Source organism: Microcystis aeruginosa LEGE 91341 (assembly GCF_015206885.1).
Classification (GTDB): domain Bacteria; phylum Cyanobacteriota; class Cyanobacteriia; order Cyanobacteriales; family Microcystaceae; genus Microcystis; species Microcystis aeruginosa_H.
This window is the reverse complement of sequence record NZ_JADEXY010000146.1, coordinates 1-10216: the sequence shown is the minus strand read 5'-3', so window position 1 is coordinate 10216 and position 10216 is coordinate 1. Positions and strand designations below refer to the sequence as shown.

General features: G+C 43.5%; 9 protein-coding genes. 4 read left to right on the top strand and 5 right to left on the bottom strand.

Annotated elements, in window-relative coordinates; translation table 11 throughout:
- Window positions 1-92 precede the first annotated feature (92 nt).
- A protein-coding gene (prfB, locus tag IQ234_RS17760; protein ID WP_193958049.1) for a peptide chain release factor 2 occupies window positions 93-1218 on the top strand; the annotation gives its coding sequence in 2 pieces (ribosomal slippage) (window positions 93-164 and window positions 166-1218; 1125 coding nt in all).
- A gap of 82 nt (window positions 1219-1300) precedes the next feature.
- Window positions 1301-1552: a hypothetical protein gene (locus IQ234_RS17755; protein WP_002739055.1), complete on the top strand. Its 252-nt coding sequence runs from the start codon at window positions 1301-1303 to the stop codon at window positions 1550-1552.
- A gap of 95 nt (window positions 1553-1647) precedes the next feature.
- Here the strand turns inward: IQ234_RS17755 and hemH are convergent, their stop codons facing one another.
- A complete protein-coding gene (hemH, locus tag IQ234_RS17750) occupies window positions 1648-2811 on the bottom strand; it encodes a ferrochelatase (protein ID WP_193958048.1) in 1164 nt (387 codons plus the stop codon).
- A 120-nt stretch (window positions 2812-2931) separates the two neighbouring features.
- On the opposite strand from hemH, the gene IQ234_RS17745 reads away from it, so the two are divergent.
- Complete coding sequence (locus IQ234_RS17745; protein ID WP_193958047.1) at window positions 2932-3555, top strand: class I SAM-dependent methyltransferase; 624 nt, start codon at window positions 2932-2934, stop codon at window positions 3553-3555.
- A 116-nt stretch (window positions 3556-3671) separates the two neighbouring features.
- A complete protein-coding gene (locus IQ234_RS17740; protein WP_193958046.1) occupies window positions 3672-4226 on the top strand; it encodes a YqeG family HAD IIIA-type phosphatase in 555 nt (184 codons plus the stop codon).
- 608 nt (window positions 4227-4834) lie between these two features.
- Here IQ234_RS17740 and IQ234_RS17735 read toward each other — a convergent pair.
- The 4 genes from IQ234_RS17735 to IQ234_RS17720 all read right to left on the bottom strand — a co-directional run bounded on the left by IQ234_RS17735 (window position 4835) and on the right by IQ234_RS17720 (window position 10126).
- Entirely contained in the window at window positions 4835-6103 is a 1269-nt protein-coding gene (locus IQ234_RS17735) for a glycosyltransferase (RefSeq protein ID WP_193958045.1), read from the bottom strand.
- A complete protein-coding gene (locus tag IQ234_RS17730; protein ID WP_193958044.1) occupies window positions 6103-7845 on the bottom strand; it encodes an ABC transporter substrate-binding protein in 1743 nt (580 codons plus the stop codon). The genes IQ234_RS17735 and IQ234_RS17730 overlap by 1 nt, the downstream gene beginning before the upstream one ends.
- A gap of 198 nt (window positions 7846-8043) precedes the next feature.
- Window positions 8044-9183 carry a citrate synthase gene (locus tag IQ234_RS17725; RefSeq protein WP_193958043.1) on the bottom strand — a complete coding sequence of 380 codons (1140 nt, stop codon included), beginning with the start codon at window positions 9181-9183 and terminating at the stop codon, window positions 8044-8046.
- A 289-nt stretch (window positions 9184-9472) separates the two neighbouring features.
- A complete protein-coding gene (locus tag IQ234_RS17720; RefSeq protein WP_193958042.1) occupies window positions 9473-10126 on the bottom strand; it encodes a Uma2 family endonuclease in 654 nt (217 codons plus the stop codon).
- Window positions 10127-10216 lie beyond the last annotated feature (90 nt).

Sequence of the window (10216 nt, the reverse complement as noted above, 5' to 3'; positions counted from 1 at the left end):
CCCTAAAACCCCAAAACCCTAAAACCCCAACTCTCAACTCCTGACTCCTGACTTCTAGAGTAACTGATAACTGATAACTGATAACTGAAAACATGGAAATATCAGAACTAAAAAAAGGCATCGAGATAGTAGGATCGCGCCTGGGTAAAACCCAGGACTATCTTTGACTTACCCACTTTAAGGGCTAAAATTAAAGACTTAGAACAGGTAGCAGCCGTCCCCACTTTTTGGGATAATCCCGATACTGCTCAAAAAACCCTGCAAGAACTAAATGAATATAAATCTTATTTAGAAACCTATCAGGGTTGGTGTGAACAATTAGAAGATACCAAGGCAATTATCGAGTTATTAGAATTAGAATCCGATCGAGCTTTACTAGAAGAAGCAACGGACAATTTAACTCATTTACAGCATGACCTCGATCGCTGGGAATTGCAACAGCTTTTAAATGGTCCCTACGACGCAAAAGGAGCGGTTTTAACTATTAATGCGGGGGCCGGGGGAACCGATGCCCAAGATTGGACAGAAATGCTCCTGAGAATGTATTCTCGTTGGGCCGAGAAACAGGGATATAAAGTCACTTTAGCGGAAATATCAGAAGGAGATGAAGCGGGAATTAAATCGGTGACAATTGAAATTGCTGGAACTTATGCTTACGGTTATCTCAAAGGAGAAAAAGGCACCCATCGGTTAGTCAGAATTTCCCCTTTTAATGCTAATGGTAAACGTCAAACCAGTTTCGCCGGGGTGGAAGTGATGCCAATTTTGGGCGATGATGCGGTGAGGGTAGAAATTCCCGATAAAGATTTAGAAATTACCACCACTAGATCGGGGGGAAAAGGTGGACAAAATGTTAATAAAGTGGAAACTGCCGTGCGTGTAGTTCATCTTCCCACAGGTATCGCTGTACGTTGTACCCAAGAGCGATCGCAATTACAAAATAAAGAAAAAGCCCTAGCTTTATTAAAAGCGAAATTGTTAATTATCGCTCGGGAACAACAGGCTCAAGCGATCGCCGAAATTCGCGGCGATATGGTGGAGGCCGCTTGGGGCAATCAAATCCGTAACTATGTTTTTCATCCCTATCAATTGGTTAAGGATCTCCGTAGTAATGTGGAAACCACCGATGTTACTGGGGTAATGAATGGGGATTTAGATAGCTTTATTGAAGCCTATTTACGTTTAGGGGGGAACAGTGCGGGTTATACTGATTCCTAAGATGAGAGCAGCTCTATTTTCTTACAAATTCTGTTCTTATTGGCTTGTCAAGCTCTTTGTCCTCTACTAAGAAGAAAAATCAATGGTTATTATCGAGATTACCAATGTGGAAGAAATATTAAGCGCAAAAATTGGCTCTTTCGCCGCTAAAATCGTCCAAGCTCTAGCAGATGATGAAGGGAAAGTGGAAGAGGTTCTCATCAAAGAATTACAGGCTAATTTTCAGGAAAGGGGGATTAAAGCTAATCTGTTTAGCGTCACTGGGTTAGATATGCTCGGCAATGGCAGGCTAGAAGTTAACGTTAATGTTCGTTCTGCTAATATGATGTCCTAAGAGAAGATGAAATCGCCAATGGTTGGGTTAAATATAGTTAAACCCAACCTTGTTTTGGTAGTTACCATCAAAAGCAATGGCAACGAAGATCGAGGTTATAATAAACCAACAAAATGTAACGGTCCTTGACCGGTAATTAATTCGATAATAATTGCCAGAAAACCGATCATCGCTAATCGACCATTCCACACCTCGGCTGCCGTGGTCATTCCCCATTCCCAACGTTCCTGGGGATACATTTTCATGTTCGCTTTGGGATGGGTAATTTGCTCGAAAGTGGTGGGTTTTTCCTCTAGGGATTTGACCACTAACTGGGAGAGAGATTCGATAAACATCGGGTGAGTGTTAAGAGCCGGGACTCGCTGAAAATGTTCAATTCCCGCTTCTTCCGCCACTTCTCGGTACTCTATATCGATTTCTTGCAGAGTTTCGATGTGTTCCGAGACAAAACTAATCGGCACGACCAATAAATTCTTAATTCCCTGCTCTCCCAACCCTTTTAAAGCATCTTCCGTATAGGGTTTTAGCCATTCCACTGGACCGACGCGACTTTGATAGGCTAAAGTGTACTGATTGGGTCGGTTTAGAGTACGCATGATCGCCCTAGTGCATTCTTCAATTTCCCTTTGATAGGGATCTCCCGCTTCCTCCACATAACTTTGGGGGACCCCATGGGCGCTAAAAAAGATATGTACTTGGTCAGGACTAGGACACTGCTCTAACTCTCGCGCAATCAGATCCGCCATAGCACCCAGATAAGTAGGATGATCGTACCAAGAGGGGATGAGAGTATATTCCGTTAAACGTAGATAGGGATCCTGCTGCCACATTTCCTCCAGCACACGAAAACTGGAACCACTGGTGCTGATGGAAAATTGGGGATAAAGGGGGAGAATAACTAATTTTTTGATATGGTCCCGTTTAATCCGCTCGATCGCTTCTTCGGTGAAGGGATTCCAGTAACGCATCCCGATATAAACGCTCACCTCGCGGCCCATTTCCGCGAGACGTTGTTGCAGTGCCGTGGCCTGTGCTTCCGTAATCTTGAGTAAAGGGGAGCCACCACCAATCTGACGGTAATTTTCTTGGGATTTACTCGCTCTTAGCGTCGATATTAACCAAGCTAACGGTTTTTGTAATCCTTTGATCGGTAAACGGATGATTTCTGGGTCAGAAAAAAGGTTAAATAGAAAAGGACGCACATCCTCTAACCGCTCCGGCCCACCCAAATTTAATAATAAAACGCCAACGCGACCCATAGTGTTAACAGATAATTTTTTAAATTTTCAGATTCTTTACCAAGTTTAACAATATATCGGTGGAACCGTTAAAACAAATTACAGGCTACAGAGAACTTAATCAAATCTTGGAGGTTGATCTTGGCTACAATTTTACGTCCCCTCAGTTATCAATATCAATGGCTTTACGATGGTATCTCCCGTCTGGCTGCCCTAGCAGTGGGTGGGGAGTCCCGTTTTCGGCAATTGGCCCTAGAAGGTTTAAAAATCGCTAAAAATGACCCTATCCTCGATCTCTGTTGTGGTGCGGGTCAAACGACTCGTTATTTAGTCCCCCTATCCGATCGCTGTACCGGTTTAGATGTCTCTCCTGTGGCCCTGGAGCGAGCTAGTTTAGCGGTGCCGCAAGCGCATTATGTGGAGGGATTAGCCGAAAAAATGCCCTTTAGTGCCGGAGAATTCGCCTTTGTGCATACTAGCGCCGCTCTCCACGAAATGGAACCGGAGCAGTTAGAGGAAATTCTTAAAGAAGTGTATCGAGTTCTCAGACCGGGGGGAATTTTTGCCCTCGTGGATTTTCATCGACCCACTAACCCGCTTTTTTGGCCTTCTTTAGCCCTATTTTTGCAATTATTTGAAACCGATACCGCTTGGCAGTTTATCGATCGGGATCTGATCCGATCTTTACAGGCGATCGGTTTTCGTGATTGTCAACAAAAATTATACGCTGGTGGTAGTTTACAGGTGATTCAAGCGGTCAAGTGAAGGGATCGACCAGGCATTATTTTCAGGGGCAGTCGGTCATTTATACTGAATAAGGCAACGGTTTTTTAATCAAGCTGAGTTCGAGCGACTCGCTGCCAGTTATTTTTGAGAAGTTAATGACTAGAGCAAAAATTCTACAACCTGATTTAATTTTAGGGGATACGATTCTCGGTCTCACTCTGGAGATTTTGAGTCAGCATCAGATTAAGGGATTGATTCTCGATGTGGACGATACCCTTGTTCCCCTCCAGGAAACGACGGTTTCTGACGATTTACAGCGTTGGGTCGATTCCTTGCGTCTTTATCTACCGATTTGGTTGGTCAGCAATAATCTTAGTGAAAATCGCATCGGTGCGATCGCTGATAATTTACAACTTCCCTACCTTCTCGGTGCGGTGAAACCCTCTCGACGCAAACTCCGGCAAGCGATGACAGCCATGGGACTTCCCCCCCAACAAATTGCTATGGTTGGCGATCGCTTGTTTACCGATGTTTTAGCGGGAAATCGTCTGGGAATGTTTACCATTCTGGTGAAACCAATGGTAAATCCCTTGACGGGGGGACAAGCTTATCCAATCCACGATTTTGAGGTGTGGGTATCACAAATTCTCGGCGTTTCCCTGCATCCGCAGCATTACTTAATAAAACCTGACCAATCCTCACAAAAGTAAATAGGGTTTGCGGCAAAAAGTCCCTCAAAGAATTATCCTATAGCAAAGATCGGGGTGGTTAGGACAATCAATCGCTGAAACCCTTGACCGATAAGAGTTTGAAAATTGAAAGCGTCCTAAATAACCCATTTTTTGCTATATTGAGTGTCAATAATTTGTCGCCCAAGTGATAAGTTTTACTTGAGTTATAAGTAGTCGTGCAAAATTAATTTCCTAGTGAAGATAGGCAAGAGGCAAGAGGTGGTTAGATATGTGTAATTAATTGGCTCTACCGAATCTGTCATGCAAAACTATTAACAACTCATGCTTGTAAAGCTTGTACAGCAAGGCTTTGAGTTTTTGTTGGATTGATATTTATCAACTTTAGAGCATTGCTGGACAGAGAGGGAGCTTGGGGAATTTTCTGCAGTGTAAGTTCGGAAGAACCAATTAATTACACATCTAAGCCACTACTCCGTCAGACTTCTGCTGTGAGTAAACAGTGAACTGAAAACTCAAATCCGATCCCTAATAGCTGTATCCCGTCTCCCGTCTCCCGTCTCCTGTCTCCTGTCTCCTGTCTCCTGTCTCCTACCCCCGGGAAAAACTTTTTCAGCAGACCCTACTTATTAGACCGAGAGGACGGGTTGGCCAGTAGAAATGGCTTTTTCGACGATATCGGCGGCCATTTTCACTCCTCCAGTCTTCTGCATCGCTTTTTGCATTCTCAGGGCATTTTCTCGGTAACTGGGGAAGGATAACACCTTTTCAATGGCCTTTCGTAAACGGGGAACTTCTAGACGGGAAATGGGAATCACTTCCCCTGTACCCGACCATTTTATCCGAGCAGATACCCCCGGTTGGTCGTTAGCCATGGGAATGGCCACCATCGGTACAGCTTGGGCAAGGGATTCTAGGGTAGTATTTAAGCCTGCGTGGGTGATAGTAAGAGAAGCTCTGGTTAAAAGCTCTAATTGGGGAGCGTAGGGAACAACTAGGGCGTTTTTGGTCGTTATTTGAATGTTAGAGTCGCTATTGCCCAGGGATAAAACTAATTGTACCGGCAAATCGGCACAGGCTTCGGCGATCGCATTAAAGGCCGATTGTAGGCGATTTTGAATTGTACCGAGGGAAGCATAAATCAAGGGTTGTCCGGTTAATTTTTCGTAGGGAAAAGGAATCGGTTTTCTGGTGGAGGAATCGTGAAAGGGACCGGTAAAGTGGAAGTGAGCGGGTAAATTTTGCCGAGGAAACTCAAATTCGGCAGGTTGCTGGCTAATTTGGGCAAGGGGGGAATAGCGTTGATTGATGTTTTGATAGGGAATTAACCCCCATTCTTGACGCTGCTGGTTGATTAACTCATTCAGGGGACGAGTCAGAGAGTCAAGGAGTTTATAGCCAATTTTATTGCGAATAACCCCGATAAATGAGGGATTATAGTCCCAAGTGGTCATAAAGGGCGGAATAAGCGGATCACGATTTAAAACCAATGCCCCAGCAAAACTGACAAAGGGAATAGCTAATTTTTCTGCGATTGTACCTCCTGAGGGGGAGACTTGATCGACAATTAGGGCATCAATTCCCAACCGACGCATCTCTTGGGGGATAGTTTGAAAGAGGGCAGCGGTAGAATTAGTAACTAATTCTACCGTGCGTCGGACGGCGGCTGTTCCCTGTAATTGACCAATTTCGGCTAAATTTTTGGCTGATGTGCCTTTCGGATATTTGTCGGGTGCAATTGCCTGAAAATCTAAGCCGGCTGCTCGCACCATTTCTTCACCATCAAGAGTTAAAAAACAGGTAACTTTATGACCGCGTTTTTGTAACTCTTTTCCTAAAGGTAGGAGAGGATTAATATGTCCAGAAGCGGTGGGACAAAGGATGCCAAAATGAGTCATTAAACACCTCCACAGGTTTTCTTTAATTCTTCCAGATTCCAGAATGCACCACCCAAGGCGGAGAATTGTATTCCTTCAAAACAGTTACGCACGGCCCCCAAAGCGAGGGGATTGACAAGATAAATAAACGGGACGTATTCCTGTTGAAGTTGTTGAATTTCATTATAGATAACTTTGCGCTTCTCAAAGTCTAATTCTTGGGAACCCTTGACGTATAAATCAGCGATTTTTTTCTCCCAATCCGCCGCTTGCCAGCCTTGAATTGGAGGGCTACCGGGTTGAGGTTGTTGGTTAAAAGCGTGGAGATTTCCATCTACATACCAAATATTAGGGGCGTGGGGTTCATTATCGCCAGTAAAACCTAAAATATGGGCCTCCCAATCTAGACTATTACTAAGTTTATCAACTAAATTACTAAAAGCGATCGCTTGAAAATCCACTTGAATTCCTATTGCGGCTAAATCATTTTTAATTTGCGCCCCAATTGCTTCCCGGATTTTATTTCCTGCGTTGGTAATCAGGTTAAATCTAACGGGATTATTATCGGCATCGACTAGCAGATTATCACTATTATACTTAAATCCCGCCTCTAATAATAATTCTTTGGCTTTTTCGGGATTGTAATCGTAACCTTTCAGGTTTTTATCGTAAAAAGGCGATTGAATAGAAATAAAAGAGTTTTGTTCTTGTCCCAATCCTCGATAGATATCATCAATCATTCTTTGACGATTAATGCCGTAGGCAATAGCTTGGCGAAAATTTAAGTTATTAAACCACCTGGATTTAATCGGCTCTATTAGGGGTTTTCCGTTACGTTTGCCTTGGTTGAGATTAAAACTGATAAATTGGGTTCCGTAGGCAGGTCCCCCATTAAAAATAGTGAAATTGCCTCTTTCTTCTTCAGTTTTTAAGAGGGAGAAAAATTCGGGAGTTACCCCAATAGAATCTAAACTTCCCGAACGAAATTGCAGTAAAGTTGTATCCTGAGATTCAACAATTGCCCAAATTACTGAAGTTATATGGGGTAATTGTTGTCCCTGAGCATCTTTTTTCCAATAGTAGGGGTTATTCTCAAAAATAATTCTTTGTCCCGTTATATATTCTTTTAGTTTATAAGCACCATTAAAAACAATTTTATCGGGAGGAGTATCTAACCCCCAAGTGGAGAGAAATTCTAACCTACCATCGGGGCTTTTTTTCTGAATAGTTTTTTCTAAAGCGTGTTTAGGTAAAATCGGTGAACTGACAGCATCTAAAAAAGGCGCAAAAGGTTCGGGTAGTTTAAATTCAATCCTGCGGTTATCTAGTTTAGTGATAACGGGGAATTCTTTTTTTAATCCTATTCTTAAACTATCGCGGTAGTTGTTGGGAATATCAGGATTTAGATATAAGTCTTTATAGGTAAAAACCACGTCATCAACGGTTAAGGGTTGACCATCCGACCATTTTAAACCCTCTCTCATAGTAAAAATAATGCTCAAATTATCATCGGAAATTGTCCAAGATTCTGCTAAGACCGGTTCTTTTTTGCCAGTAATGGGATTTTCTGTTAATAGTCCTTCGTAGGTTAAACCAAAAATATTCGGGGATTCGGCCGATAAAACAGCATTAAAGGTTTTTGGGTCACTTAATACCGATATGACCACTTGATTGCGTCTAACTGGATTACCACAAGCAGTTAGGGAAATCAGCAATAAACAAGAAATTAAAAATACCGTTAATCTGCGCCAAAATTTCACCATAATCTTTAATATTTTTCTGTCCGACTATCTAGAAGCAAAGACCTTGCCTTATTATATACACCGAAACTGACCAAGCTGAAAGCCGCTGGAATGTTTCCTTGCCCCATAAATATAACAGGAAATGAGACAAAAAATCTCGCCTAGGTGAGATTGACAAAGGCGAGAAACCGTGTTTCCATTAAGAGTGTGAGATAAAATCTAAGAACGTTGTTCGATCGGTGTATAGGGGACTTCGTGTAGTCCGGTGTAGATTTGGGTAGGACGGAAAATGCGGTTAGCATTTAATTGTTCTTTCCAGTGGGCCAACCAACCGGCCACCCGGGAGATGGCAAAAATCGGGGTAAATAAATCATTGGGGATGCCTAATTTCCGATAAACCAATCCCGAATAGAAATCCACATTAGGATAGATACCTTTTTCGCCGTAGATATCCACCACTGCTTGTTCTAATTCTAGGGCGATATCGTAGTATTCATCGGAACCTAATTCCGCGAATAATTGTTCGGCCAGGTTTTGTAAAATCGTCGCCCGGGGATCCTTAACTTTATATACCCGGTGTCCAAAACCCATAACTTTTTGTTTATTGGCGATACATTTTTCCACATAGGGACGAACATTAGCCACCGAACCGATTTCCTCTAACATTAACAATACTTCCTCGTTTGCCCCACCGTGGAGGGGGCCGGCGAGAGTTCCCACTGCTGAAGCGATGACACCGTAGGGGTCGGTTAAAGTGGAAGCCGTCACCATGGCCGAAAAAGTCGAGGCATTTATGGTATGTTCAGCGTGGAGAGTCAAACAGACATCGAAAACTTTCGCCGCTAAATCCGTCGGTCGTTTTTCCGTCAACATATAGAGGAAATTGGCCGCATAATCAAGACTATCATTGGGCTGAATGGGGTGATTACCTTTGCGAATCAATTGGAACGCCGCCACCATAGTGGGGATTTTCGCTAATAGCCGCACTACTGCCTGACGGATATATTCGGGATTATCCAAAGCCCGCCTGGCATAGTATAAACCCAAAGCCGCCGCCGAAGTTTGTAGCGCATCCATGGGGTGGCCTTTTTCGGGGAAGCATTTCATCATGTCTTCGATACGGTATTTGATGCGTCGATGAGAACGGATTTCATCGGCAAATTCTTCCAGTTCCGCCGCCGTGGGCAGAACACCCCAGATAAGGAGATAGGCGGTTTCGAGGAAGGTACTTTTTTCGGCGAGTTCCTCAATCCGAATGCCCCGATACTCTAAGATTCCCTTTTGGCCATCCACAAAGCTGATACTCGATTGGGCGGCGGGAATTCCTTCTAAACCTGGCCGATATTCACAAACTGTCATAGTTCTACCTTTCCGTGGCGAAGATTAAGCCCTAACGCTAACTTACTTGATCTTTCCACCCTTACCGAAATTTTATAGAAATTCTTCGGTTCTGCCTCTCCTGTTCAGGATTAGGCAGAAATGGACGGAAATTACTCCCATTTAGCGATTGCTTCGTCGATTTAGTCAACCCTGCCCTAGCGCATTTTTTCTGGGCTTCCTGTTGCGACTCTAGCTAGAGGACTTGATATTTATCTACTTTCATTGTAGCGAGACTATCTCGATCGATTGATTCGATCGAGCATTTTTTTTAAATTTCTTCGGGACTAATATTTAATTCGCGCAGTTTTGCCGCCAATCGTTCGGCCCGTTGTCGTTCCGCTTCAGCCCGTTGTCGTTCTTGGTTGTAACTGGTGAAAGGTTGACCATCGGGATAATACAAGAGTAACTCCGGTTGGCCTAACTGAAAACGGATGCCCAAGCGAGGACTTACCCAATTATCGAGATTTTCCAGACTTTCGAGCCGATTTTCCCGACGAATACAGCCACCCAAATCATTTTTATCGGGATTATAAATGTAGTATTCCTCCACACCATAACGGTCATAAAACAGCAGTTTTCTGGTCATTTCCGTTTGGGTATTACCCGGAGAGAGAATTTCAAAAACCACTTGCGGGGGGATATTGTCTTCTTTCCACTGTTGATAGGAACCTCTTTCCCCTTTTGGTCTGCCAAAAGCTACCATCACATCAGGTGCTTGCCGAGTTTTATTATCTCCCTGGACGGGATACCAGAGTAAATCACCGGCAACGAAAACATCGGCATTATTGGCAAATAACCAGTCTAAATTCGCTTTAATCGTCGTAATCCAGCGAAATTGTCTTGTATTGTCGGCCATCGGTTTACCATCGCTATCGGGATAGACGATTGTGGTTTTCGGGCTGTCGTCGAGTTGTCTAACCATTGCTTAACCCTAAGTAAGTGGTTTCAATTAAATTGAAGATAGATTTTGTCCTTGATCCCCCCTTAATCCCCCCTTGATCCCCCCTTAATC